This window comes from Arthrobacter sp. zg-Y769 (genome assembly GCF_020907405.1).
In the GTDB taxonomy this organism is placed as follows: Bacteria; Actinomycetota; Actinomycetes; order Actinomycetales; family Micrococcaceae; genus Arthrobacter_B.
The window spans coordinates 108,383-133,597 of record NZ_JAJJOE010000012.1 but is presented as its reverse complement, the minus strand read 5'-3'; the positions used below and the strand labels follow the sequence as shown (position 1 = coordinate 133,597).

Annotated in this window: 26 protein-coding genes; 11 read left to right on the top strand and 15 right to left on the bottom strand. The window is 66.1% G+C overall.

All coding sequences use genetic code 11. From position 1 onward, the window contains the following. The first annotated feature begins 17 nt into the window (after positions 1-17). Positions 18-833 carry an Fpg/Nei family DNA glycosylase gene (locus tag LOC60_RS13000; protein ID WP_230025817.1) on the top strand — a complete coding sequence of 272 codons (816 nt, stop codon included), beginning with the start codon at positions 18-20 and terminating at the stop codon, positions 831-833. A 19-nt stretch (positions 834-852) separates the two neighbouring features. On the opposite strand, the gene LOC60_RS12995 is transcribed toward LOC60_RS13000, so the two are convergent. Then, positions 853-1,719 (bottom strand): LysR family transcriptional regulator ArgP, encoded by an 867-nt coding sequence (locus LOC60_RS12995; RefSeq protein ID WP_230025815.1) that lies wholly within the window; start codon positions 1,717-1,719, stop codon positions 853-855. Positions 1,720-1,788: 69 nt separating this feature from the next. Here LOC60_RS12995 and LOC60_RS12990 point away from each other — a divergent pair, with 69 nt between their 5' ends. After that, complete coding sequence (locus tag LOC60_RS12990; protein WP_230025813.1) at positions 1,789-2,385, top strand: LysE/ArgO family amino acid transporter; 597 nt, start codon at positions 1,789-1,791, stop codon at positions 2,383-2,385. Positions 2,386-2,549: 164 nt separating this feature from the next. Here the strand turns inward: LOC60_RS12990 and LOC60_RS12985 are convergent, their stop codons facing one another. From LOC60_RS12985 to LOC60_RS12970, 4 genes are read right to left on the bottom strand one after another with little or no spacing between them, the layout of a single operon-like run. Beyond that, positions 2,550-3,947, bottom strand: a complete 1,398-nt coding sequence (locus LOC60_RS12985; protein ID WP_230025811.1) for a hypothetical protein — start codon at positions 3,945-3,947, stop codon at positions 2,550-2,552. Then, positions 3,944-4,768 carry an ABC transporter ATP-binding protein gene (locus LOC60_RS12980; RefSeq protein WP_230025809.1) on the bottom strand — a complete coding sequence of 275 codons (825 nt, stop codon included), beginning with the start codon at positions 4,766-4,768 and terminating at the stop codon, positions 3,944-3,946. Before LOC60_RS12980 ends, LOC60_RS12985 begins: the two co-directional genes overlap by 4 nt. Further along, positions 4,765-5,883, bottom strand: a complete 1,119-nt coding sequence (locus LOC60_RS12975) for a FecCD family ABC transporter permease (RefSeq protein WP_230025807.1) — start codon at positions 5,881-5,883, stop codon at positions 4,765-4,767. The genes LOC60_RS12980 and LOC60_RS12975 overlap by 4 nt, the downstream gene beginning before the upstream one ends. Then, positions 5,858-7,003, bottom strand: coding sequence for an ABC transporter substrate-binding protein (locus LOC60_RS12970; protein ID WP_230025805.1), 1,146 nt, complete (start codon positions 7,001-7,003; stop codon positions 5,858-5,860). Before LOC60_RS12970 ends, LOC60_RS12975 begins: the two co-directional genes overlap by 26 nt. A 166-nt stretch (positions 7,004-7,169) precedes the next feature. On the opposite strand from LOC60_RS12970, the gene LOC60_RS12965 reads away from it, so the two are divergent. Together LOC60_RS12965 and LOC60_RS12960 are read left to right on the top strand one after the other, a co-directional pair. Beyond that, positions 7,170-7,691, top strand: a complete 522-nt coding sequence (locus tag LOC60_RS12965) for a MarR family winged helix-turn-helix transcriptional regulator (protein ID WP_230025803.1) — start codon at positions 7,170-7,172, stop codon at positions 7,689-7,691. A gap of 95 nt (positions 7,692-7,786) precedes the next feature. Continuing rightward, a complete protein-coding gene (locus tag LOC60_RS12960; RefSeq protein ID WP_230025801.1) occupies positions 7,787-8,671 on the top strand; it encodes a serine/threonine-protein kinase in 885 nt (294 codons plus the stop codon). Positions 8,672-8,687: 16 nt separating this feature from the next. On the opposite strand, the gene LOC60_RS12955 is transcribed toward LOC60_RS12960, so the two are convergent. Next, positions 8,688-10,169, bottom strand: a complete 1,482-nt coding sequence (locus LOC60_RS12955) for a SulP family inorganic anion transporter (RefSeq protein WP_230025865.1) — start codon at positions 10,167-10,169, stop codon at positions 8,688-8,690. Between the two features lie 209 nt (positions 10,170-10,378). On the opposite strand from LOC60_RS12955, the gene LOC60_RS12950 reads away from it, so the two are divergent. Next, positions 10,379-11,281: an RluA family pseudouridine synthase gene (locus LOC60_RS12950; RefSeq protein WP_230025863.1), complete on the top strand. Its 903-nt coding sequence runs from the start codon at positions 10,379-10,381 to the stop codon at positions 11,279-11,281. Positions 11,282-11,328: 47 nt separating this feature from the next. On the opposite strand, the gene LOC60_RS12945 is transcribed toward LOC60_RS12950, so the two are convergent. The 4 genes from LOC60_RS12945 to LOC60_RS12930 all read right to left on the bottom strand — a co-directional run bounded on the left by LOC60_RS12945 (position 11,329) and on the right by LOC60_RS12930 (position 15,178). After that, entirely contained in the window at positions 11,329-11,634 is a 306-nt protein-coding gene (locus tag LOC60_RS12945; protein WP_230025799.1) for a hypothetical protein, read from the bottom strand. A gap of 191 nt (positions 11,635-11,825) precedes the next feature. After that, positions 11,826-12,275 (bottom strand): hypothetical protein, encoded by a 450-nt coding sequence (locus tag LOC60_RS12940; protein WP_230025797.1) that lies wholly within the window; start codon positions 12,273-12,275, stop codon positions 11,826-11,828. 852 nt (positions 12,276-13,127) lie between these two features. Then, positions 13,128-14,402, bottom strand: a complete 1,275-nt coding sequence (locus LOC60_RS12935; protein WP_230025795.1) for an acyl-CoA dehydrogenase family protein — start codon at positions 14,400-14,402, stop codon at positions 13,128-13,130. Positions 14,403-14,404: 2 nt separating this feature from the next. Then, entirely contained in the window at positions 14,405-15,178 is a 774-nt protein-coding gene (locus LOC60_RS12930) for an SDR family NAD(P)-dependent oxidoreductase (protein WP_230025793.1), read from the bottom strand. Positions 15,179-15,294: 116 nt separating this feature from the next. On the opposite strand from LOC60_RS12930, the gene LOC60_RS12925 reads away from it, so the two are divergent. Next, positions 15,295-16,419, top strand: coding sequence for a glycoside hydrolase family 76 protein (locus LOC60_RS12925; protein ID WP_230025791.1), 1,125 nt, complete (start codon positions 15,295-15,297; stop codon positions 16,417-16,419). Between the two features lie 13 nt (positions 16,420-16,432). Here the strand turns inward: LOC60_RS12925 and LOC60_RS12920 are convergent, their stop codons facing one another. Both LOC60_RS12920 and LOC60_RS12915 read right to left on the bottom strand, forming a co-directional pair. Next, on the bottom strand, positions 16,433-17,308 hold the full coding sequence (locus LOC60_RS12920; protein WP_230025789.1) for a class II glutamine amidotransferase: 876 nt from the start codon (positions 17,306-17,308) through the stop codon (positions 16,433-16,435). Between the two features lie 45 nt (positions 17,309-17,353). Next, on the bottom strand, positions 17,354-17,995 hold the full coding sequence (locus tag LOC60_RS12915; protein WP_230025786.1) for a YdeI/OmpD-associated family protein: 642 nt from the start codon (positions 17,993-17,995) through the stop codon (positions 17,354-17,356). A 136-nt stretch (positions 17,996-18,131) separates the two neighbouring features. Here LOC60_RS12915 and LOC60_RS12910 point away from each other — a divergent pair, with 136 nt between their 5' ends. Next, positions 18,132-18,671, top strand: a complete 540-nt coding sequence (locus LOC60_RS12910) for an NUDIX hydrolase family protein (protein WP_227924051.1) — start codon at positions 18,132-18,134, stop codon at positions 18,669-18,671. A 71-nt stretch (positions 18,672-18,742) separates the two neighbouring features. Beyond that, positions 18,743-19,609 (top strand): DUF6707 family protein, encoded by an 867-nt coding sequence (locus LOC60_RS12905; RefSeq protein ID WP_230025784.1) that lies wholly within the window; start codon positions 18,743-18,745, stop codon positions 19,607-19,609. A gap of 22 nt (positions 19,610-19,631) precedes the next feature. Here LOC60_RS12905 and LOC60_RS12900 read toward each other — a convergent pair whose 3' ends face one another. Continuing rightward, positions 19,632-20,648 (bottom strand): FUSC family protein, encoded by a 1,017-nt coding sequence (locus LOC60_RS12900; protein ID WP_230025782.1) that lies wholly within the window; start codon positions 20,646-20,648, stop codon positions 19,632-19,634. A gap of 122 nt (positions 20,649-20,770) precedes the next feature. Here LOC60_RS12900 and tgt point away from each other — a divergent pair, with 122 nt between their 5' ends. Further along, positions 20,771-22,111, top strand: a complete 1,341-nt coding sequence (gene tgt / locus LOC60_RS12895) for a tRNA guanosine(34) transglycosylase Tgt (protein WP_231713447.1) — start codon at positions 20,771-20,773, stop codon at positions 22,109-22,111. A 76-nt stretch (positions 22,112-22,187) separates the two neighbouring features. Here the strand turns inward: tgt and LOC60_RS12890 are convergent, their stop codons facing one another. Next, complete coding sequence (locus LOC60_RS12890; RefSeq protein WP_230025778.1) at positions 22,188-22,394, bottom strand: hypothetical protein; 207 nt, start codon at positions 22,392-22,394, stop codon at positions 22,188-22,190. A 117-nt stretch (positions 22,395-22,511) separates the two neighbouring features. Further along, entirely contained in the window at positions 22,512-23,246 is a 735-nt protein-coding gene (locus tag LOC60_RS12885) for a queuosine precursor transporter (RefSeq protein WP_230025776.1), read from the bottom strand. Between the two features lie 193 nt (positions 23,247-23,439). Between LOC60_RS12885 and LOC60_RS12880 the strand changes: the two genes are divergently transcribed. Both LOC60_RS12880 and thiD read left to right on the top strand, forming a co-directional pair. Next, positions 23,440-24,093: a TetR/AcrR family transcriptional regulator gene (locus LOC60_RS12880; protein WP_230025774.1), complete on the top strand. Its 654-nt coding sequence runs from the start codon at positions 23,440-23,442 to the stop codon at positions 24,091-24,093. A gap of 105 nt (positions 24,094-24,198) precedes the next feature. Beyond that, the gene (thiD, locus tag LOC60_RS12875; RefSeq protein WP_230025772.1) at positions 24,199-25,044 is read left to right on the top strand and encodes a bifunctional hydroxymethylpyrimidine kinase/phosphomethylpyrimidine kinase; all 846 of its coding nucleotides are present in this window, start codon (positions 24,199-24,201) and stop codon (positions 25,042-25,044) included. The last annotated feature ends 171 nt before the right edge of the window (positions 25,045-25,215 follow it).

Below are 25,215 nucleotides of genomic sequence, written 5' to 3'. Positions count from 1 at the left end.
CCAGCCGGGGAGGAACCGTGCCTGAGGGCGATACCATCTGGCGGGCGGCCCGGGACCTCAATGCCGTGCTGGCCGGCCAGGAGCTGACCCGGTGCGATATCCGCGTGCCGAAGTTCGCCACCACGGATTTCACCGGCTCCACCGTGCAGGACGTGGTGTCCCGCGGCAAGCACCTGCTGATCCGCGGCGGTGACCCCGTGGACGGCTGGATCCTCCACTCCCACCTCAAAATGGAAGGACTCTGGCACGTTTACGCGCGGGGAGAGAAGTGGCGGCGTCCGGCGTTCAAGGCCCGCTGCATCCTCGAGACGGCAACCCACCAGGTGGTCGGATTCGATCTGGGTTTCCTGCGCGTGCTGGGCCGCAAAGACGAGGACGACGCCGTCGGCTACCTCGGTCCGGACCTGCTGGGACCCGACTGGGATGCGGACGAGGCACTGCGCCGGATCTCGGCCCAGCCGGACCGCCCGATCGGTCTGGCGCTGCTGGACCAGCGGAACCTCGCCGGGATCGGCAACATCTACCGGTGCGAGCTGTGCTTCCTGGCCGGCATCCACCCACTGACCCCGGTCGCCGATGTGCCGGACCTGCCACGGCTGGTGGACCTGTCCAAACGGCTCCTGGAAGTTAACAAGGCCCGCGCCCGCCGAATCACCACGGGTGCCATGGGACGGGACCAGCTCTGGGTCTATCGCCGGGAACGGCGGGGCTGCCTGCGCTGCGGCACCAAAGTGGCGCATGAACTGCTCGGCGACAATGAGATGGAACTGCGGGACCTGTACTACTGCCCGCACTGCCAGCCGTTTCCGGATTCGGCCACCCGTTCGGGTTAGCCGGCAGTTCACCGAGGTCTTACCGCAGCAGCCGGCCGGCCCTCCGGACGGCGTCGCTGATGCGGTGCAAACGCTCCGACTCCAGCTTCCAGACCTGCCAGTAAAGCACGACGTCGCGGTAGGCCCCGGCGTCGAGCACTGCCAGCGTCCCGTCGTCGAGCTCCGTGCCAAGCTGCAGTTCCGGCAGCATGCCCCAGCCGAGACCCGCGCGGACTGCCGCCAGAAACGCTTCGGAGGACGGGATGGTGTGCCGGGGCGGAAGGCCGTCAACGCCGCGCTCCTGCAGGAACCTGCGCTGCAGATCGTCCTTGGCATTGAACTGCACCACCGGCATGGCTTCCCAATCGGCCCCCGCCTTCCCGGCGAAGCGCCGCTGCAGGGCCGGCGTCGCCACCGGAAGGTAGCGCATGGCGCCTAAGGCCTCCACCCTGCAGCCGTTGACCGGCGCCGGATCGGCGGTGACGGCACCGACGACGTCCCCCTGGCGCAACAGCCTTGCACTGTGGTCCTGGTCATCCACGTGCAGGTCCAGGGTGCTGTCCGTCCAGCCGGCAGCCTCGGAGAGCATGGGCCGGAACCAGGTGGCGAGCGAGTCGGCGTTGACGGCCACCGGCGTCGATGTCCTCGTTGAGGTATCCAAGGACAATGCGTGCCGGGCCTCGGACTCGAGCAGCTGCACCTGTCGTGCCATCCGCAGCAGGACCGCCCCCGCGTCCGTCGGGGTGCAGGGCACCGCGCGGCGCACCACAATCTGGCCCACGGAAGTCTCCAGCGCCTTGATGCGCTGGCTCACGGCGGACGGGCTGATGTGCAGCCTGTCTGCCGCGGCCTCGAACGTTCCTTCATCCACAACGGCGGACAGCGCACGGAGATGCTCGAAGTTCATGAAGTAAACCTAATGCATCCTTCGAATCATTCGTTGGCCTGAATGGGTATCCGTGGTTACGGTCAAAGCATGTGGAGTATTTGGGCGACCGGGATGGTCACTGGGCTGGGATTGATTGTGGCCATCGGGGCGCAGAATGCGTTTGTCCTGCGGCAGGGGCTGCGGCGGGAACACATCGGCGTGGTGGTGGCCATCTGCATCATCAGCGACGCGCTGCTGATCTTCGGCGGCACCGCCGGGATCGGTGTGTTGGTGTCCAGCTTTCCGGTGGTGCTGGAAATCCTCCGCTGGGGCGGCGCCGCCTATCTCACCTGGTGGGGTATCCGTTCGTTGATCTCCGCCGCGAAGCCCTCGGTACTGGAGGCGCAGGCACCCCGCGCCAAGGGCACAGTCGTTCTGACCACGCTCGCCCTGACCTTCCTGAACCCGCATGTCTACCTGGATACGGTGGTGCTGCTGGGCAGCCTGGCGAACCAGTACGGTCCTGACACGCGGTGGATTTTCGCGGCCGGCGCCGTCGTCGGGAGCCTGGCCTGGTTTACCGCGCTGGGCTACGGGGCGCGCGCACTGTCCGGTGTGCTGAACCGGCCTCGTACCTGGCAGATTGTCGACCTGCTGATCGGCGTCGTGATGCTGTTCCTCGCCGTCCGGCTGATCCTGGGCTGACCGAACGACGGCGGCCCGGGTTCCGGACACAGCATCCCACCGGGTGGTGCTGCTGTTGCCTCCTGTTGTCACAGCGGCACCACCAGCAACAATGTCTGGGACGGCGTGCGGCAAACGGAAGCAAGGGGGCGCAGCACCCGGGAATGCTCCCCCCTATGCCCGGGCTATTCCCCCGTGTGCGTGGCGGTGACCCAGCGCAGCAGCGAGTACAGCAGCTGGGAAGCGCCGGGCATAAAGCCGGAGCCGTGGTGGTAGACCGGATCCATAGTGGTCACCAGCAGGCGGGCGGGCTGGTTCACCTCATCCACGTACAGCAGCGAGCCGGACTCGGCACCGCCCTCTTCCATCACGACCAGCGAACGGGCGCCGGTGCGCGGATGCAGCAGACCGTGGTGATGCCAGGACACGGACCACGGGGTAAAGAACTCCCACATCGGGTCTTCGGGCAGCCGCAGCCGTGTCCCGTTGTCCTCCCCGGTACGCCACATCCAGAACACCGTGGGGCGGAAGCTGTAGCCGACGCCGGGCAGCCACTGCTCCACCTGGTTCTCCCCGAGCACGATCACGGTTTTTCCCGGGTCCTGCAGCGCGACCAGGATCGCCGGCACAAAGCGGGCAAGCTGGCCCTGATGCAGCCGGTCGCTGACAATCACCACGTCCAGATCTGCGAGCGCGGCAGGATCGGCATCGGGCAGGTAGACGGATTCGAGCCGGTACGGCGCCAGGGCCGGATCGGCCAGGGTCCGCAGGGGCTGGAAGGCACCGCAGTGCAGCAGCCCGATCCGCGGGGCCGCCGGTCCCTCCCTGCGAGCGACGGCGGCCGGGCGGGTGCCGAGGGCGGCCGGGCGGGTGCCAACGGCGGCCGGGCCGAGGGCGGCCGCCTCGGGAGTTGATGCCGTCGCCGACGCAGCCCCGGCCTTCGTTCCCCCCGCCAGCCACTCCACCAGGTTCGGGCCCAGCACCCGGGTGGAATACCCGTCGTCGCTGAAGCTCTCCAGGTCGTTGCCGCCGTGGACCAGCACTTCCCCGTCCCCCAGCGGATAGCTGTAGTCCAGCGGCAGCCGGTACTGGCCAATGCCGGTCACCACTGCTGCGCCCCCGGGCAGGTCCAGGTGATAGCCGCGGCCGTAGAAACCGGCGACGCCGATCTCCTCCAGCCGCTCATACGAATGGGTTCCGGGCACACCCGTGCGGTAGTGCAGGTCCCGGTAGTCGATGCCACCCCAGACCGGGTGCGGCTGGACCGGATGCGGACGGACATCCTGCGCGCCCCGGAATTCCAGCTTGCGCCACACCGCCAGCCCGTCGATGAACGGCCGAACCACCTGCCCGTTAACCAACACCCGGCCGCCGGCGCGGACAAAGCCGGTCAGTGCGTCGCGGTGCCTGGCCAGCAGGAGATGGTCGACGCCGCCGCCGATCACCAGTCCGTCGGCGGAAAGGATCCGGGCGCGTGCTGCGTCGTCGTCGAGGTCGTAGGCGTCTACATCCTCGAAGGCGCCGCGCCAGGTGGTGTCGGCGGCCCCGCGCATGGGGGTGCCGCCGATCAGACGAATGATCATGGCTGGTCCTTGGTTCGGGGAGTTTGCAGGGGAGTCCGCACCGCGCAGTCGGCACGGCAGGACGGGCCGAAATCCGGCACAGCGATCACGCGCTCGCCGGATACCGTGCCGACGGTGGGGGTACAGATCGGCAGGCCATAGACCTCGGAGAGGGCGGGACCGGTGAGCAGGTCCTCGGTGGGGCCCCAGCGGACGTCGTGGCTGCCGACGAACAGCAGGGCGTTGCGGGACACGTGGAGCGCGTGGTCCGGATGATGAGTGGTCATGATGACGCCCATGCCCTCCTCGGCCAGTCCGGTGAGCACGCTCAGCACGCGGGACTGGTTGTTCAGGTCCAGTGCCGAGGCCGGTTCGTCCAGGACGAGCAGTTCGCAGCCGGAGGCAACGGCCCGGGCAATCAGCACCAGCTGCCGCTGCCCGCCGGAGAGGGTGGAATAGTCGCGTCCGGCCCACTCGGCCACACCCACCCGTTCCATCGCAGCATCGGTGGCGGCGTGGTCCTCAGGGCGCGGAGTCTGATAGGCGCGCAGGTGCCGGGTGCAGCCCATCAGCACCATGTCGGCGACAGTGAAGGACGGGCCGGCGCCGTGGTCCTGGGGAACATATCCGATGCCCGGCGCACCGTGAACCGTACCCTCACGCGGGGCAAGCAGTCCCGAGAGGCACTTGAGCAGCGTGGTTTTACCGCGGGCGTTGGGACCCAGGATGGACAGGATTTCCCCGCGTTCCAGGGTAAAGGCGAGGTTCCGGAAGAGCCACGGGCGCAGCCGGGAATAGCGGAACCCGAGGTCGGTGGCCTGCATCAGGGAAGCAACGGTCATGAGAGCTCGGCTTTCTTCTGCGAACGGGCCAGCAGCACCACGAACACGGGTGCGCCGATGATGGCGGTGAGGATGCCCAACGGCAGTTCACTGGTGCTGATGGAGCGGCTGAGCGTGTCGATGAGCATCAGGTAGGTGCCTCCGAGCAGCAACGACGCCGGCAGGAGGATCCGGTGGTCCGGTCCCACCCAGAGCCGGGCCAGGTGCGGAACCACCAGGCCAACCCAGCCGACGGCCCCGGCCACAGCCACCGTGCCGGCCGTCATCAGGGCAACCGCGCACAGCAACACCACCCGGGAACGCTGCGGATTCACACCCAGCGCGGCGGCGTCGTCGTCCCCCAGCGAGAGCACGTTCAGCCGCCAGCGCAGGGCCAGGACTACCGCCGTGCCCGCTGCCACCGGGACCAGGGCGGTGAGCACCTTGTCATAGCTGGCGGCGGCAATGGAGCCCAGAAGCCAGTGCACAATCGAGGGCAGTTCGGAATAGGGATCGGCAAGGTAGGTCATAAAGGAGACCAGGGCATTGAAGAACGCCGCCACCACAATGCCGCCCAGGACAATCATCAGCATCGCGTTGTCCCGTCCGCCCAGCCGGCCAAGCAGCAGGACGCCGGCGAGTGCGGCCAGCCCGAAGCCGAAGGCACCGCCGACCATCCAGCCGCCGGATAGCCCGAGGGTCAGCACCAGCACGCCGCCGAAGGACGCACCGGCCGTGACGCCGATGATGTCCGGGCTGACCAACGGGTTGCGGAACAGGGCCTGCAGGCACGCGCCGCCGAGCGAGAGGGCGCCGCCCACCAGGAAGGCCAGCAGCACGCGCGGCAGCCGGACGTCCAGGACCACGGTGGCCTCCTGCTCGGTCCAGGTCCGGCGCAGCATCCCTTCGCCGCCAAAGACGGCGGTGACTTCGTTGAACAGGATGCGCAGGATTTCGTTCGGCGGCACCCAGTACCGGCCGGCGGCCATGGAGACCAGGGCCACCGCAAGCAGGATCAGGACACAGAGCGGCAGGATCAGCCGGCGGCGGGTGGACTGCCGGGTCGACGACGGCGGGGCGCCGGCCGAGGCGGCAGACGCGGCGGACGCCTCAGCCGCGGAAGACGTCGTAGCCAACGCTGGCCCCGTTCAGGTCCAGCCGCAGTGCGGCATCAATCTGGGCGTCGGTCACGTCGTACCCGTAGAGGTAGGCGATCTTTTCCCTCATGTCAGCACGCAGCGTGTTCCTGGTGCGGCCGGGATGGAACACCTGGGCGGCCCACTGCCACATCAGCGGTGATTCGGCGCAGGGAACCTCCCAGCGGTACCCGCCCAGGGGCGCCTTGTAGACGCGGCGGTTCCGTACCGCTGACACGGACGCCAGGGACGGATCCGCGTAGACCTGCGCCGGGGTGCGCGCGTCGAAGCCGCCCAGCGTGATGACTTCGGGGTCCCAGTCGATCAGCTGCTCTGCACTGACCACGTTCTCGGCCGAAAGGTTCTCCGCCGCCATGTTCTGCCCGCCGGCCAGTTCCATCCAGTAGTGCATGTACGAGGTCTTGTTGGAAGCCGAGTAGCCGTCGCCGGACTGGCCCAGGTGGACCACGCGGACAGGCGGGGTCACCGCCGAGAGTTCGTCCTGCAGCCGGGCGATCTCGCTGTGCATCCAGGCCACGATCTCCGTGCCGCGTTCGGGCTTTCCGAGAATCGTGGAGAACAGGGACATCCAGGTTTCCAGGTATTCCTGCGTGCCGTAGAGCAGGCAGACGGTCTTGAAACCGGCGTTTTCCAGCGGCTCCACGAGACCTTCGCCCTGGTCCGCCCACTGGAACACGACGTCGGGTTCCAGTCTGGTGATGGTTTCGATGTTGGGGGTGAAGCTCGACGGCGAGATGGTGGTGGTGCTTTTCGATTCGGGGAACATCTCGCCGAACAGGCCCTGCTTGTTGGCCTGCAGCGTGGATTCGTTGATGCCCACGATCTTTCCGTAGCCGCCGTCGACCGCCGCCAGCATGGACGGGGAGGGGATGACAGTGGTGGCGATCCGCCGTACCGGGCCGTCGAAGGAAACCTCGACGCCGCGCATGTCCGTCACAGTGAAGCCACCGGCCCCCGCTGCACTGCCGGCTGCGTCCGCCACCGTCTCTCGACTTGAGCAGGCGCCGAGGGCCAGCGCCAGAAAGCCGAGGCTGGCTCCGCCCAAGAGGGTTCGGCGGGAGGTCCCGAGGCCGGGCAGGGGGGTTTTGGGTGTAGTCAAGGACGTTCCTATCGCAGGCGGCAGGTAAGGAGTACCTAAGCGGACACCTAACATCTGACCACGGCCGAACCCATTAGGTCATATTTTTATGCCGTAATTACCGTGTGAAATGCGTCGCATTGGATTCCTTGCCTGACTACCTTTCCGTGCGGCTAGGATTGGCCGAATGGACACTCCGAAGGAGCCCTCAGGGCAGGACGGCTACTGGTACGGCCGCGATCCGGAGCACCCCAAGGCCCGTGACGTCCTGCATGCAGTGCGCAGCTACCGGGCGGCCGAGACCCAGGTCCGCAGGCACACCCAGGACGCCATGGGGATGAATGAAAACGACCTCCTGGCCATGCGCTGCCTGATGCAGGCCCGCCAGACCGGAGGCAGCCTCGGGCCGAAGGACCTGAGCAGGCTGCTTGGCATCTCCACCGCATCCACCACAGCACTTATCGACCGGCTGGAACGCGGCGGATACGTCCGACGCCGCGCCCGCCCCAACGACCGCCGCGCCTGGGAAATTGTTCCCACCGACGCATCGGACAGTGACGTGCGCCGAACCGTCGGGGATATGCACCGGCGGATGCTGCAGGCGGCCGCGGAGCTCTCCCCCCAGGAAGCCGAGACCGTGATCCGTTTTATGGCCCGGCTGAGCTCCGCGCTGAACGGGACGAACCCGGATCAGGCACCGCCGCAGTAAACCCCGTCCGGATGCTGGACAGGTTCGTTCTGCCCACCCTATGGTTAGCCCAACTACTAACTAGTAAAACTAGCTAACTGGGCCAAGGGGGCGCGGTGGACCGGCATTTCCGATTAACACCCCCTGCACCTCCGGCCCCTGACACCTCCGGGTTCAGCGCCCACGTCCTCCTCGACGGCCGGTTCTGCCTGGACGAACCCATCGGCCATGGAACCGCTGCCTATGTATGGCGTGCCACCGACCTGTCCTCCCTTGAAAAGGTGGCCGTAAAGATCTTTTCCGCCCCGCTCGGCCACGCACCGGAAGGGCATGAGGCTGTACGGGAAGCGGCCGCGCTGCGGGCTGTCGAGAATCCGAACGTGGTTCGGATGATCGCCGACGGCACCATCAGCCACCCGGCCACCGGGGTGCAGACGCCGTACCTGGTTCTCGAACTTGTGCGGGGCGCCGATCTTCGGCGGAGCATCTGCGGCGTTCTGCCGCCGGATGCCGCGGCACGGCTCGGCATCGGGCTGGCCGCGGGGCTTGCGGGCATGCACGCCGCCGGGTACATCCACCGGGACGTGAAACCCTCGAATATCCTGCTGGATTCCTCGACCGGCGAGGCCAAAATTGCCGATCTGGGTATTGCCGTCAACAAACAGGGACAGCGGGACGGGCAACCGTCCTACGGGAGCCTTTCCTACATGAGCCCCGAGCAGATACGGCGCACGCCCCTAACCTCCGCGACTGACATTTACTCATTGGGACTCGTCCTGCTCGAATGCCTGTCCGGCGTCCGGGCCTTCGACCTGCCGCAGACCGAAACCATGGCGGCCCGGACGGTCCGCGGTCCGGAGCTCCCGGCGGCCATGCCCACCGGCTGGCGGTCGCTGCTGGCGGCCATGACCTCCGTGCTTCCGGAGGAACGTCCGACCGCGGAACAGTGCCGGCTCGCATTGGCTTCCCTGTGCCGCCGCCCTTCCGCAGTGGCTGCCTGATCACGGCGACGGTGGCCTAGGACAGCTTTCCTGCCATCCGCTCCCGTATCTGCACGCTGGCGTCATTGAGCCCGATGATTCTCGCCTCGGTGCCGCGGCGACGGTACTTCTCCGTCACGGCGTCGAGCGCCGCCACGGTGGAGGCGTCCCAAACGTGCGAGCCGCTGAGGTCAATGACCACGTTCGCCGGATCCAGGACGTACTCGAACTGCGAGTACAGGTCATTCGAGGACGCGAAGAACAGCTCACCATTCACCGTGTAGACGGCGGTGGCCTCGGCGCCGTCCCCGCTGAGTGTGCGGTCGACGGTGACGAAATGCGCCACCCGGCGCGCGAACAGCACCATGGCGACGAGCACGCCGACGCCGACGCCGCTGGCCAGGTTGTTGGTCCAGACCGTCACGGCCACGGTGGACAGCATGACGGCGGTTTCGCTTTTCGGCATCATCTTCAGTGTGGACGGGCGGATGCTGTGCCAGTCGAAGCTGGTCACGGCGACGAAGATCATCACGGCCACCAGGGCAGCCATGGGAATGAGCGCCACGACATCGCCGAGGACCACCACGAGGAGGAGTAGGAAAATCCCGGCGAGGAAGGTGGAAATCCGGGTCCGGGCGCCGGAACCCTTCACGTTGATCATGGTCTGGCCGATCATTGCGCAGCCGCCCATGCCGCCGAAGAAACCCGTGACGAGGTTGGCCGCGCCCTGGCCTGCCGCTTCCCGGGTCTTGTTGGAGCGGGTGTCCGTGACGTCGTCGACCAGTTTGGCGGTCATGAGCGATTCCAGCAGTCCCACAAAGGCGACGGCCAGCGCGTACGGGAACACCACCTCCAGGGTGTCCAGGGTGAAGGGGACATCCGGCAGCAGCAGGGACGGCAGGCTGTCCGGCAGTTCGCCCTTGTCCCCAACGGTCGGGACGGTGACCGAAGCAGCTACGGTGATCGCCGTGATGACCACGATGGCCACCAGCGACGCCGGCACTGCCGTCGTCAGCCGCGGAAGTCCGAAGACGATGAGCAGTCCGAGGGCGGTAAGCGGATACACCAGCCAGGGCACCCCCAGCAGCTCGGGCACCTGGGCAATGAAGATGAGGATGGCCAGCGCGTTGACGAAGCCGACCATGACCTGCCGCGGGATGAACCGCAGCAGCTTCGCCACGCCGAGCAGGGCGAGCAGCACCTGGAACACGCCGGCGAGCAGCACTGCGGCAATCATGTACTGCACGCCGTGGGATGCCACCAGCGGGGCGATGACCAGGGCGACGGCGCCGGTGGCGGCGGAGATCATCGCCGGACGGCCGCCGAGGAAGGAGATGGTGACGGCCATGGTGAAGGCCGAGAACAGGCCGATCCGCGGGTCCACCCCGGCGATTACGGAGAACGCCAGGGCCTCGGGAATGAGTGCCAGTGCCACCACCAGTCCGGCAAGGACCTCGGTCTTGAGCAGTTTCGGTGAACGCAGGGTTCGCAGGACGGACTGGCGTTCCTCCGGCGTCAGTGTCTGCGCCGTCGTCGTTTTCGCTGTTGTTTTCGCTGTCGGCTCCGTCTGCTCAGAAGGAGGAAGAACTGGTTTGGTGGCCACCGGGCTCCGTTTCGGATGAGGTTTTCTGCGGCAGGGTTGCTTGGGCTCGCGTCCGCGCGGGTCTGTTTCCGCCCGAAACAGCCCCGCCTAATTTAAGCCCGTAGGCGGGATATCCTGAAACCGTGATGCAGTCCCCTCTTCCCGTGCGCAACGGAGTCAATGCCACCCGCCTGCGCCTTCCCGGCGAAGGACCGTGGGACACCGCCATGGACTACGTCCTCGAACGCTTCGGCCATGTGGATCCGGGCGGCATTGTGGAGCGGTTCGAACGCGGCGAAGTGGTGGGCCTGGGCGGTATTCCGCTGACGTCCGCCACTCCCCTGACCGAGCACACCTTCATCTGGTACTACCGCGAACTTCCGCCGGAAGAACGGATCCCGGTGGAAATCGGCATCCTGCACCAGGACGACGACCTGCTGGTGGTGGACAAACCGCACTTCCTGCCGACGACGCCGGGCGGCATGTATGTAGCCGAGTCCGCCCTGGTGCGGCTGCGGGTCCAGCTGGGGATCCCGGACCTGATTCCCATGCACCGGCTGGACCGCATGACCGCCGGCGTGCTGCTGTTCTCCACGAACCCCGAGACCCGGGGCAAGTACCAGACCCTGTTCGAGAAGCGCCGGATCAGCAAGGAATACGAGGCGGTGGCTCCGGTCCGGGAGGACCTCGAGCTGCCGCGGATTGTGCGCAGCCGCATGATCAAGTCCCGTACGTATCTGTTGGCCCAGGAGGTCGAGGGCGAGCCGAACGCGGAGACCCGGATCGAGCTGATGGAAAGCCGCAGCGGGCTCGGACGCTATCGACTGCTGCCGCACACCGGAAAGACCCATCAGCTGCGGGTGCATATGGCGTCGCAGGGCATCGGGATCCTGAACGATTCGTTCTATCCGGAGCTGCTGCCGCAGGCGCCGGACGATTATTCACGGCCGCTGCAGCTGCTGGCCCGGTCCGTGCGGTTTACCGATCCGCTGACACGCGAGCCGGTGGAGTACCGCAGCCGGCTGTCGCTGGACGCTTTTCCCGGCTAGCGTCCCGGCTAGTTTCCCGGCTTTTGCGGACCGTCGTTTACAACGGTTTACAACACAGTCCACCGTCCGCGCATCCGCCGGAGCACGCGCAGGTCCTGCCCCTTCGCTACTTCTTCCACCGCGGCCCGCATGTTCATGGCAGCACGCCGTGCCCGGGAATTTTCCACGGACCATTCATCATCCGGGACCGTGAAGCGCAGGGTGATCCGCGGAACCCCGGAGACGATATCGAGTTGGTTTGCCTCTACGTGGTGGGCGGCCCCCAGCGCGGCGACGGCCGTTTCCATAACCGCCTCGGGCGGGTTGCCCGGCAACAGCGCGAGGATGTTCAGCTGGACACGGAAGGAAGGCATGGATCCAGCCTAGTGCGGATGGATGCGGTGCCGGTGACGGGGCCCAGGATCCCGCCGGGTCCAAACCTACGACGCCACAAGCGGGCCGGGCCGGCCGACCGGGCACAAGCCGCTGGGCCACAAGCCAAAGGGCCCGGCGGCCGTCCGTAGACGGCACTGCCGGACCCCGGGGTGCGAAATGTGCTGCCGGACTAGACGTCGTCCGGGTTGAAGCCGGCAAGCGGGTCGCCGCCGCGGTGCGCGGGATCGTCGCTTGCGTCTTCTTCTTCGCCTGCCATCGGATCGCCGAAGTCGACGTCATTGGCTGCCTCGCCGATGGTCGGTGCTTCCGGCGGAATCTGCGTGTCACCGTTCAGGAAGCGCTCTTCGGCCGTGTCGTCGCGGAGGGTCTGATCCGAGAGTTCACCTGGTTCGTTCAGCGGTGCTTCTTCGCGGATCAGCGGGTCTTCCTGCCAGTTGTCCGGGTTGTCTTCTGCTGCGCCGGGGTATGTGAGGTCTTCAGCGTCCACCAGTTCATCCTGCTCCAGCAGCTCGTCTTCGGACACCACCGTCAGTTCGTCCGGCGTGGCAACTGCGGCTACGTCGTCGGCCAGAACCGGATCGTCGCCCAGTTCGGGATCAGGAATGCTCTGCTCGGTCATAAACCATGCCTTTCACGTCCGGTAAACCGGGCCGCCGTTTCTACGGCCCATTTAGTAAGCCTACTGATCCTGGGGATGGCATGCCACCCGGTGACCGCCGGGGAGCCACTGTTGGAAGCCGTCGGCGGCGGATGCAGCGTCCCGGAGGCCCCCTCCTTGCGCGTCATTGTGCCTGCCGGAAAACCAAGTTTTGTAACGGTTCCGGTCCGAGAGCCTGCTGCACCGCTGTACCGCTGCGCTGAGGGTCCGGTTTGTGAATTTGCTGCCGGTTTGGGAAATCGCTTCCGCGTTGCCGCGGCAGGAATTTCCCAAACCGGTCGATTTCTCCCGTACCGGAACAAAAGCGGCTCACCCCGGAGCGACCTCTCGGGCCAAACGCCCAGGCCCGGAGGAACCGAGGCTGGTCTGGCGCGCCGGGCGATAAAGGGCGTGTGGTTCCACGTCGGGTCGGCAATCCCCTCGGTTTGGGGAAAACCCTGCACTTTGTGTCAATCCCTGCGCCGCCCCATGCAGGGATTGCCACAAACCGCAGGGAACCGGACAAACCGCAGGAAAACGCCCGGAACCGCCCGGAGGGACACGGACAAACCGAAGGGAACCCGACAAACCGGAGGGACCCGGACAAACCGGAGGGACCCGGACAAACCGCAGGAAGACGCCCGGAGGGGCCTGGAGGAAGGCGGCTTTAATATTTCCCGCGAGCTCTGCGAGCGCGGAAATTTCGTTGCCGCCGTTCCAGGCCCCGCAGGGAGCCAGGGGCCCACCCCGCCGTTCCAGGCCCCGCAGGGACCCAGGGGCCCACCCCGCCGTTCCAGGCCCCGCAGGGAGCCAGGGCCCACCAGCCCTGCACCCCTAGCGCAGCGCGGAGACGCCGGTGATGTCCCGGCCCACAATCAAGGTGTTGATCTCATAGGTGCCTTCGTACGTGTAGATGGCCTCGGCATCGGCGAAGATCTTGGCCATGCGGTAATCCGTGACAATCCCGTTACCGCCCAGGATGCTGCGGCCCATCGCCACGCTTTCGCGCATTTTCGCGCTGGCGTAGGACTTCGCGAGCGCCGCCCGTGCCATGTCGCCGCGGGCGCCACCTGCGGGCGCCGCATCTTCCCCGGACGCGGCCCCGGCAGGCGCCGCATCTCCCCCTGCCGCATCTTCCCCGGACGGCACCGCATAGCCACCGTGTTCGAGTTCGGTGACCCGGGCCAGCATCCCCGTACTGGCTACCGCGTTCCCGAGGATCTGCACCAGCTGCTGCTGGACCAGCTGGAACGCGGCCAGCGGTTGGCCGAACTGGGTGCGCTCGACGGCGTAGGCGCGGGCGACGTCGAACGTGGCCAACTGTGCGCCCACCGCCTGCCAGCCGACCATGATCCGGGAGCCGCGCAGCAGCTGCTTGGTGTCGTCGAAGCTTTCCACCCCGGCGAGCAGGTCCGCCTGCGGCACCCGGACATCGGTCAGCACAATATCCGCGTTCTGCACGGTGCGCAGCGCCGTCTTGTTCTCGATCCTGGTCCGGGTGACGCCGGGAAGGGTCGCGTCGAGCAGGAAACCGCGGGTGCGGCCGGTCTCCGGCTCCCGCGCCCACAGGACCATGTAATCGCAGAAGGTGCCGTTGCCGATCCAGCGTTTGGCGCCGTTCAGCACCCAGGTGTCGCCGTCGCGCACCGCAGTGGTGGACATACCCCCGGCCACGTCGGATCCGTGGTCCGGCTCGGTGAGGGCGAAGGCGCCGGTAATCCGCAGCGCGCGGGCGTCGTCGAGCAGCCGGGCCTTCTGCTCCGGGGACCCGAAGGCATGCAGGGCTTCGACAAACAGGTCATGGTGGACCATAAAGAATGTGGCAAGGGAGGTATCCGCACGGGTCATTTCCGCGATCACCAGGCCGGCGAACAGCGGCGAGTATCCCTGCTGGACGGGGGTGGAGAGTTCCAGCTGTGCCAGCTTCGGCAGGATGTCGGTGGGGAACCGTGCCTCGTTCCACCAGTCCACGGCGTGCGGCAGCACTTCCTCGGCGAGGAAGCGCCGCAGTTCGGCAAGCTTGTCTTTCTCGGTGTCGCTGAGCAGGTCTTCGAAACCGTAAAAATCGGCGTCGGGCAGTTGGTGCAGTGGTGCCGGGGAGTTCGTCAAGGTCAGCGCGGTCCCATCCGGATGGCGCCGTCCAGGCGGATCGTCTCCCCGTTGAGCATCTGGTTTTCAATGATGTGGGCGGCCAGGGAGGCGTATTCCGTGGCCCGGCCCAGCCGCGAGGGGTGCGGCACCTGGGCGGCGAGGGAATCCTGGGCGGCCTGCGGCAGGCCGGCCATCATGGGTGTTTCGAAGATCCCCGGTGCGATGGTGACCACCCGGATCAGGTGGCGGGCCAGTTCGCGGGCCAGCGGCAGGGTCATCGCAGCCACGCCGCCCTTGGACGCGGAGTAGGCGGGCTGGCCGATCTGGCCGTCGAAGGCGGCAACCGAAGCGGTATTGATGACGACGCCGCGTTCCTCGGTGCCGTTCGCGGTGACCGGGTCCGTTTCGGCCATGGCGGCAGCGGCCAGGCGGGTGACGTTGAACGTGCCGATGAGGTTCACGCTGACCACACGGGCAAAGTCTTCCAGCGGAAGGACACCGTCGCGGCCCAGCACCTTGCCCGGCGTCGCAATACCGGCGCAGTTCACCGCCACCCGGAGCGGCCCCGCCGCCATCGCGGCTTCGACTGCGGCCTGCATCTGCTCCGGGTTCATCACGTCACCCGGAACGAAACGGGCGTTCCCGCCCAGTTCCGCCGCATAGGCAAGACCCTCGGACTGCGGCAGGTCGACCAGGACCACGGAGGCACCGGCGTCGTACAACCGCCGTGCCGTCGCCCGCCCGAGACCGGACGCTCCCCCTGTGACTATGGCCGATGCGCCTGCGATGTCCATGCATTCCTCCTGGCTGGTTACCCGCCGGCAGTGTCGTCTATGTCACACCGGCAGTAACCGAGACTACTGTGCCGCGGCCGGTGCCGCATCTTCGACGGCTGTCATAGGGTTAGCGCATGCTCTTCGAGGATTCCGACGCCGACGACCGCGCCGAGACTGCCGCCCGCACGGTGAGCGCCGCGTATGGACGCCAGCTGGCCGGATTGCCGGGAACCCATCTGGCCGCCACCAGCCGTCCTGCTTCCCGGCTCCAGCAGCTGCGCCAGCCCTGGCATTACTGGTGGCAGGCGCACTATCTGGATGCCTTGATCGACGCCGGCCTGCGGGAACGCCGCACCGGCACACCGTTCCGCGGGCCGGAGCATCCCTCGGCCATGGATCTGGCGCCGGCGCTCGTCCGAACCATCGGACTGCGCAACCGGATGCACTACACCAACCGCTTCTATGACGACATGGCGTGGCTGGCCCTTGCCGTCGGCCGGCTGAACGCACTGTCGGGATCGCGGGACCGGCAGCGGCCCTACCGGAAAATCCTCTCCATCCTGAACGCCGCACTGGAATCCGCCCACACCCCCGAGCTGGGCGGCGGCATTTACTGGAACAAGGACCGAAACTTCAAGAACACTCCGGCCACCGCGCCGGCTGCCCTGCATTTTGTCCGCACCGGGTCGCGGGACCGGGCGCAGGAGCTGGTGGACTGGCTGAACGCCACCGTGCTGGATCCGGAAACCGGGCTGTATCTGGACGGCGTCAAAGTGGTCCGGGGACGACCGCAGCTGGAAAGCACCGTCTTCACCTACAACCAGGGACCGGCGCTGGGGACCCTGCTCGAGCTCGGAGGAAGCGCAAACCTCGCCCGTGCGGCGGAACTGGTGACCGCCGTCAACACCCACCTGACCGACGACGGCGGCACCTCCCGGGTACTGCGCACCCACGGCACAGGCGACGCCGGGCTTTTTACCGGCATCCTGGCACGGTACCTGGCCCAGGCCGCTGTCTCCCCCGCCTTGCCGGAGCCGTCCCGCCGGACCGCTGCCGCCCTGGTGGAATCCACTGCGCAGGCCCTGTGGGAGGGACGCGGTAAACGAGCGGACTGGGTTCTCTTCTCCGCCCGGCCGCTGCAGCCGGCGGCTGTGTCCTACCCGGGCGGCACCGCCGTCGAACTTTCCACCCAGCTGCAGGCATGGATGATCCTGGAAGCCTCGGCACGAGTGCGGCGGGCCGGGGCGGACCCCGCCTGAGCAGGTTTCCGCGTTAGGCGCCGGTCCTGATCGGGTGCTGCGACGCCGCGGCTACCGGGTCCAGATCCGCCAGTGTGATCAGGTGCTGCGGGTGCTGCGGAAGCGGGAAACTGCGCTGCACGTTGAGGTCGCTGTCCACATGCAGCATTTCGCCGGAGTCCAGCAGACGCCAATTGGGGTTGGCGTCCATTTTTTCGGTGGCCACCAGGACTTCCGGCCGGTTCTCCTGACGTATCTGGTCACTGTGGACGCTGATCCGATCGCTCCGCTTCTCCCCCACCGGACCCTGCGGCCCCTGCTGCAGGACGTACAGCGGATGCGTGTCCGGATAGCGTACGGCCCACAGGTCGGTGGCCGTGGTGAGGATGATGTTCAACGCGTACAGCCGCAGGTTCTGCGCGATCCAGGTCAGCGTTGACTCAATGGCAGCCGAGACGTCTCCGCCGTTGACCCTCGCTGCGCCGGTGATGAGCGCGAAGACCCGCTCGCTGTCGGTTTCGCCTTTGACCAGGTGGTACATCTCCAGCTGGCGCAGCCGGTCGTCGAGCTTGTCCAGATCCTCCACCACCCCGTTGTGGGCCAGGAGGCGGTTGTCCTGCTCAAAGGGGTGCGTATTAACGCCGGTATCGCCGCCGGTGCTGGCGTAACGTACGTGCGCCACAAAGGTGGTGCTCTCGAGCTCCCGGGCCTCTTTGGCGTACTCGATGTCCTCATATGCAGCGATGGGCGCTTTATCCACCACCGGGCTGCCGTCCGGGGTAAACGTACCGATCCCGAAACCGTCCGCTTCCTTTCGGCTCTGCCGGGCCAGGCTGTCCGGGGCCGTGAGAAGCCAGAACGTTGCCCGGACCGGAGTGTTCCCGGCATGCATACCAAAGAGCCGGCACATGTGGACCTCCTGGATGGATCTGGATGGCTGAAAGACCGGCCGGAGCTAGGCGTCCCGCCGCTCTAGGCCCGGGGGATCTTCGGCGGCAGGCCCCGGCGCCGGCTTCCGTTTCTGCGGATAGGGAGCGCGGTGTTCGCTCAGCATCTGCACGTAGTCCGCGATCCAGCGTTCGCGGACCGCCTTGGTTTTGAGGCCCTGAAGCCGGAAGTACATGGCGAAGCGGTTCTGGGAAGTCAGCACATCGAACATTTCCTGTGCGGCGGGAACGGCAGCGATGGCGGCCCGAAAGTCCTCCGGGATTTCGGCCGTCGCCTGTCCGGCGTACGCAGCGTCCCAGCGGCCGTCCACTTTGGCGCTTAGTACGGCGTCCCGGCCCGCCGGATGCATCCTGCCTTCGGCTTCCAGCCGGCTGATATATCCAACGTTCCGCAGCGACCAGATGCTGCGCGGGCCCCGCGGCTGGAACCGCTGGAGGTAGCTTTCTTCATCGCGTTTATCCGCCTGCGCGTCAATCCAGCCGAAGCAGAGCGCTTCATCGAGGGCCTGGCGGTACGTCAACTTGGTGACGTTTCCGCCCTTCTTCCCCAGCACCAGGCGAACACCGGAGGACAAGCCGTAATTGTGCTCCAGCCACTCCCGCCATGCCCCGGCATCCGGCAGGAGAAGCTCCGGGAGCTCTCTTGTCATGGCCCCAGTCTAGGGAGGCGGCTGCCGGGCTGAAAGGGTCCGGACCGGCCGGACCGGGTTTCCATCGGGTTCAGCCAATGGCCGAAGCGCAGCGTGCCGTGTGACTGGCACGGCACCTATGCGGTAGAACACTGCTATGAACGTTCGTACTCCTGACCCGTATCCAGGCTGGCTCTCCGAGGAAGATCTCTACGAGGCCCGGCAGCGCCTACCCATGGTTTACGTCGAAGCGGTGCCGGTGCGGTGTGACCCGCTGGGCTATGTCACCGAAGTCGGGCTGCTGCTGCAGGCAACTCCGGAAGGGCAGATGGTGCGTTCCTTCGTTTCGGGCCGGGTGCTGTACCGCGAGACCATCCGCGGCGCCCTGCTGCGCAACCTGGAAAAGGACCTCGGGCCCATGGCGCTTCCGCAGCTGCCGCCCACCCTGGTGCCGTTCGCCGTCGCCGAGTACTTCCCCTCGCCCTCCCAGAGCGGGCTGACAGACGAACGCCAGCATGCCGTGGCACTTGCCTATCTGATTCCCGTGACCGGTGAATGCAATCCGCGCCAGGATGCGCTGGAACTGTCCTGGCTCACCCCGGATGAAGCACTCAGCCCTGCGATCTATGCCGAATTTTCCGGTGGCCGCGGAGACCTGCTGCGCCAGGCGCTTGCCTCGGCCGGCTGGGGACGCTGAAAAAGGCGCGACTCCAAGCTTTATATACTGGAGGTTCTGGGGAGCCGAGGTCCAACCACGAAGGAATGCCCATGTCTGAGAGCCAGCCGGAAACGTACGCGTTCCGGGTCAACGCGGAACTGCTTGCCCCCGGACAGAAGCTTGTCCCGGGTGAGGGTGCCGCAGAACCGCTGGCTCCGGTAGCCGGAACCAGCGTTGAGGCCGACGACTTCGGCATTCCGGCGCTGGTGATCGCCAAACTGGATGACGGAACCTCGCTTCGGCTGGCCTACGGTTCGGCCGTCCGGGTGGCGGCCCCGGCCCCGGAGGGCGCGCCGTCGGACGCCGTCCGGCAGGTGCCTTCAGAGGAAGACAACGCGGCCGAAATCATTGCGGACGCCGCTGCCGCCCACCCGGAAAACTCCGCCGTGCAGGAGATTGCAGCGCGCCTGGAGCGCGGTTTGAACGTGAAATCCGGCAGCCACCTGCAGGATGTCCGAGATTTGGCGCACATTCTCTTTATCGATCTTGGTGACGCCGAGAATGCCTTGAAGGTCTGCAACGTCATCACCGGGCTGCCCTTTGACGGGAACTTCGGCCGCTGGAACTGGATCCAGGGCACCCTTGCCCTGGCTGCGCACATTACCCACGAGGCCGGCGATGCCGAGAGCGCGGCTGCCTACAGCCACGCCGTGCGTGCTGCGGACACTTCCGAGACGGACCCGATGAAGGCGAAACTGGCGGCCGAGCTGCTGCAGCGCCAGCTGAACGAACCCAACCTGTACGACCGCGAGATCCACCGGGCCGCTGACTCCGGAAACGACGCCAGCGAACGGGAATGGCGGATCCTGCGCCTGAACGCCCTGCTGTACCTGCGCTCCCACGGCGGGTCGCAGACGCTGTCCGACGCCGAGCTGGACCGGCGCATCCGCACCGAGCTTATTGCCGTGCGCGGCTAGTCCTGCCGGTTCTGCTTCCGGTCTACCGGTGCAGCTGCTTCTGCCGTAGATGCATGGCCAGCACCACGGCCATGCCGACGACGGCGCCGATCAGCGTTTCGATGCCGCGGTCCCGAAGCAGCTCCATCGGGTTGCTCGGGTGGGCCAGTTCCGTGCTGACCAGCGCCAGCGGCGTGACCACCACCTGGGCCAGGGCATACTGCCGGGCAATGAACATCTCCGCACCGAATTGGCAGGCGGCAATAACCAGCACCATCTGCCAGGGCTCCAGCCCCGGCAGCAGGATCAGCGCCGTCAGCAGCAGGCCGCCGAAGGTGCCCAGGATGCGCTGCAGGCCCCGGTGGAGCCGGTGGCGTACTGTCGCGCCAATCAGCGGAACAGTTGCGGCGACCATCGCCCAGTAGTTATGGCCGAGTCCCAGCAGCGTGGCAATGGACCCGGCGAGTGCAGCTGCCACTGCGTACTGCAGTCCGTCGGTGAAGATGAGGCGGCGCTGGGCTGCCGAGAACCGCAGGCGTTCGGGCCTTTTCCATTCGGTGCGGTACCTCTGCACGAGCATTCCGGAGAGGCCCAGCAGGATGGAAAAGGCCACCGTCAGGACGGCGGTGAGCATGCCCTGCCAGAGAGCCGGGTGGTTCGGAACGGAAGAAATGGCTGCGAAGGCGAAAATGTGGAACAGGGAGCCCACTGGACGCAGCCGCCAGAAACCCGTGGCGATGGTGCCCAGGCCGGCTACCGCCGTCGTGCCGACCACGGTTCCCCAGTCGTCCAGGTCCAGCCGGGCGCACAGTGCGGCCGCCAGGATGACGGCCAGCATCAGGGCACCCGCGCGGCCCTGGTGGCCCAGCCGCTGGCGGTGCGGTTCATTCCGTCCGTAGATTCCGGTGAACGCGCCGAAGGTCGCGAAAATGGCCAGGTCGATCCGCCCCAGGAAGAGCAGCAGGAGCAGCGGCAGTCCCAGGCCGGTCGCGCAGCGGATAGCCGCGTGGTGGTCATTGTGTGCCGGAGCAATCCTGAACATCTCTTGCAGGTGCGTCAAGGGGGCAGCCACTGCCTTTCGTGCCGTAGGCATAGGTGGGGGCGGGTCGTTTCGTGCGGCTGCGCCGCCGGCTTCAATTCCGCCCATTCAACCTATCCCCGGAAAAGCACCAGCAGAAAGAAATGTGGTGCATCTCCCAGCATTCGGACGCGGCGGAAGGCGGGCTCCGGGTAAGGCAAAATGGAGGGGTGTCTTCCTCAGCCTTTTCCTTCACCCTCGGTAAGCGCCTGCGCGAAACCGCCCCTGCAGCGGCCGAACAGCGAGTCGAGGCGAACGGAGGCGGCTTTCAGGGCCGTACCGGCACCATCTCCACGCCTCACGGCGAGATCGCCACTCCGGCGTTCATCGCGGTAGGCACCAAGGCCACGGTCAAGGCGGTGCTGCCCGAGTCCGTCGCGGAGCTGGGCGCCCAGGCGGTGCTGGCCAACGCCTACCACCTGTACCTGCAGCCCGGTCCCGACATCCTCGACGAAGCCGGGGGCCTGGGAAAGTTCATGAACTGGTCCGGTCCGACCTTCACTGATTCCGGCGGCTTCCAGGTCATGAGCCTGGGTGCGGGGTTCAAGAAGGTCATCAACATGAACGCCGACGGGACAACCCATGCCACGGGAGCGGACGACGACGTCGCACCCGGCAAGGAACGCCTGGCCCACATTGACGACGACGGCGTGTGGTTCAAGTCCCACCTGAACGGGGACAAGCACCGCTTCAGCCCGGAGATTTCGATGCAGGTGCAGCACAAAATCGGTGCGGACATCATGTTTGCCTTCGACGAGCTGACCACGCTCATGAATTCCCGCGGATATCAGGAAATGTCCCTGGAACGGACCCGGCTTTGGGCCCTGCGGTGCCTTGCGGAACACCAGCGGCTGACCGGGGAACGCGCTGACAAGCCCTACCAGGCACTGTTCGGCGTGCTGCAGGGCGCCCAGTACGAGGACCTGCGGCGCAAGGCAGCCCGGGACCTGGGTGCCATGGACTTTGACGGTTTCGGTCTGGGCGGAGCTTTCGAGAAGGAAAACCTCGGCACCATTGTCCGGTGGTGCACGGAGGAGCTTCCGGAAAACAAGCCCCGTCACCTGTTGGGGATTTCAGAGCCGGATGACATTTTCACGGCCATCGAAAACGGTGCGGATACCTTCGACTGCGTTTCCCCCACCCGGGTGGCCCGCAACTCGGCGTTCTACACGCCGTACGGCCGGAAGAACCTTTCCAATGCCAAGTTCAAGCGGGACTTCGGACCGCTGGTGGACGGGTGCGACTGCTACACCTGCACGAACTACACCCGCGCCTACATCCAGCACCTGTTCAAGTCCAACGAGATGGTCAGCCACACGCTGATTTCCATCCACAATGAACGCTTTACGGTGAAGCTCGTTGACGATGCCCGTCTGTCCATCGACGACGGGACGTTCTTCGACTTCAAAGCAGAGGTCCTGGGCAAGTACTACAGCGGCAAGTAGCCGGATCGCCTGGCAGCCGCCTTAGGCCGGCTGCCAGGCTGACGCCTTAGTTCCAGGTTCGCGGCAGCGGTCCAGGTTAGGAATTGTCCGGCTTAGCCGTGACCTCTTCGTCTACTTCCAGGGCAGCCTGCGAGTCCCGCTCGTCGTCTCCGGGGCTCGAGTCCTCCTGCGCATCCTCGACCATGGCCCGTGTGACCGCGTCGTTGAATTCATCTGCGGTTCCGGCCAGGTTTTCGTCTACCGCCTTGGCACCGGGGTTCGACACTGGTTCCTGATTGCTCATGATTTGTCTCCTGCCGTACTTGGGGAAATAAAAGCTCGTGCGTTCCCCCACCCTTGCACACCTGGGTAGGGATTTCGCGTCCAGCCAGAGTCCGCGGCCATCCCGGGAGGGCCCGGCCTACGCGGCCACCGGCTCCCACTCGGCCGCCGCATACGTCGGTTCGCGCTTCTTGATGACCCGGATGACCAGGGCGGTGACCGGCACGAAAAGGTACTCGATGAGCGTCTTGTAGAGGAACCCGAACAGGACGTAGTTGAAGAACCCGCCGGCGTCGGTAATCCCGATCACCGGAGCCGCAATGGCGCAGAAAATCAGGGTGTCGGCGAACTCCCCCGCACCGGTGGAGGCCATCAGCCGTCCGGCCAGGGCTTTCTCCCGGTACCTGTCCTTCATCCGTGTCAGCACCATGGAATTGAGCAGCTGGCCGGCGAGGAACCCCAGCAGGCTCGCAACGACAATCTGCCAGACCGGCCCGAGGGCCATCTCCAGCGCAGCCTGCTTTTCGGCGCCGTAGGAGTCATTGAATCCCGGAAGCGCAATAATCACGGCAAAACTGACGACGGCGAGGAGCGCCATGGCAAAGCCGGTAAAGATGGCCCGGCGGGCGGCCCTGAAGCCGTAAACCTCACTGACCACGTCACCGAGGATGTACGCGAGTGGAAAGAGGAAAAATCCCCCGTCGGTGACTATGGTCCAGTCGCCGGGAAGGGAAATCTGCACGCCTTTGGTGGCGCCGATATTCGAAATGACGATGACCACGCACATCAGCGTGAGGATCAGGTCGTACTGGGAGCTCCCGCGGGAGGCATAAGCTGCAGCGGTTTTCACAGCTGCCCGTGGCTGTGCATCCATGGCATTTTCCGTTCGGTTAGTGGTTCGCCTGGCTTTCGCCGGCTGTATTAGCACTGTGCCCGCTGCCCCGGGCAGCCCCGCAGGGCCGCATCCATTCTGCCACGATCCGCCGGAACGCGGCGCATACAGCGTTTTGAACACGTTCAAAACTGTGGTCTACTGAACGCTGGAAATACTGCAAAGGGAGCATCATTTGGCCGTCACCGCCAAGAGCGAACAGACGCGCCGGCTCCTCATCGAGACGGCGCTGCGCCTCTTCGCCGCACAGGGCTACGAAAAAACCACAATGCGTGCCATCGCCTTGGCAGCAAATGTCTCTGTAGGCAACGCCTACTACTATTTCCGCTCCAAGGATGACCTGATCCACGAGCTTTACCGGTCCCTCCAGGACGAACACCGTTCCCTCGCGTTGCCGCAGATCCGCGAGGGCCACAACCTGGGCGAAAACCTGGCTGTCATCCTGTCCACCGGCCTGACAACACTGGCCCCGTACCATGGCTTCGGCGTTCATTTCCTGCGCGATGCAATGGCACCGAACCGCCGGGACGACGACGCCGTCGGCCGCGGAAAATCCATCGCGATGTTCCGGCAGGCGGTATCGACCGCCCGGCCGCAGGCGCCCGTGGCAATCCGCAGCGATCTGCCTGAACTGCTCTGGCTGATGCACATGGGGATCACTTTCTTCTGGGTGTATGACCGTTCCCCAGGGCAACGCCGATCCCATCAGCTGGCCGCCAACCTGGCGCCGCTGGTGGCCAAACTCGTGATCCTGTCCCGGCTTCCGGTGGTCCGGAACATCCTGGAAGACGTAGTCCGCCTGCTCCGCGGCGTCCGCCGGGACGGTTAGCCCGCCCGGTCCTCCCTCACCGGGTCGGGCACGACGGCGGGACCCGCCGTAACAGCAGGTCTACAAGGGTGGCCGGTTCTGCCGTTTTGGGTGGAAGATAGAGCCATGTCTGCAAACACAACCACTTCTGCGGCTTCAGCACCTGCCGTCACCCTGACCATCGCCGGTTCCGAAGCCACCGGCGGCGCCGGTGCCCAGGCCGACCTGAAGACCTTCCAGGAACTGGGCGTCTACGGCATCACCGCCCTGACCTGCATCGTGTCCTTCGACCCCAAGGACTCGTGGAACCACCGCTTCGTCCCCGTGGACCCGCAGGTCATCACCGACCAGCTCGAAGCCATCCTCACGGCCTATGACCTGGACACCGTCAAGATCGGTATGCTCGGCACCCCGGCGACCATCGACGTCGTCGCCAAGGCCCTGCAGGATCACGACTGGAAGAACCTCGTGCTGGACCCCGTCCTCATCTGCAAGGGCCAGGAGCCCGGTGCAGCGCTGGACACCGACAAGGCGCTCAAGGCCCAGATCCTCCCCCTGGCCACCTTCGTTACGCCCAACCATTTCGAGTCCATGTCCCTCTCCGGTATGGACTCCATTGAAACCGTGGAAGACCTGAAGGAAGCGGCACGCCGCATCCATGAAGCCAGCGGAGCCGTGGTGCTGGCCAAGGGCGGAGTCCGGCTGGAAGGCGACGACGCCGTCGACGTCTTCTACGACGGTGAAACCATGGAGGTCCTGCGGGCGCCCAAGGTAGGCGACGTAGCCGTCAGCGGTGCCGGCTGCACCCTCGCCGCGGCTATCACCGCAGAACTGGGCAAGGGGGCAACCCCGCTGGAGGCGGCCAAGACCGCGAAGGCGTTCGTGACCGAAGGCATCCGTAACCGGGTGTCCTCCAACGCACCGTTCGATGCCCTGTGGCAGGGCAACGCCGGACAGGGCCCGGCCCTGTAACTGCGTCAACCCGCACAAAAACAAGGCCGCAAGAATCACGGAAGGAGCCGTCCCGGCAACGGGACGGCTCCTTCCGGCGTTAATCTGACCTGCGGGCGCGGAAATTTACATCCTGATTTGCCGGAAAACAAGGGCCAAAGAAGTAATTCGCCATTAAGAAGGCCAACCTTT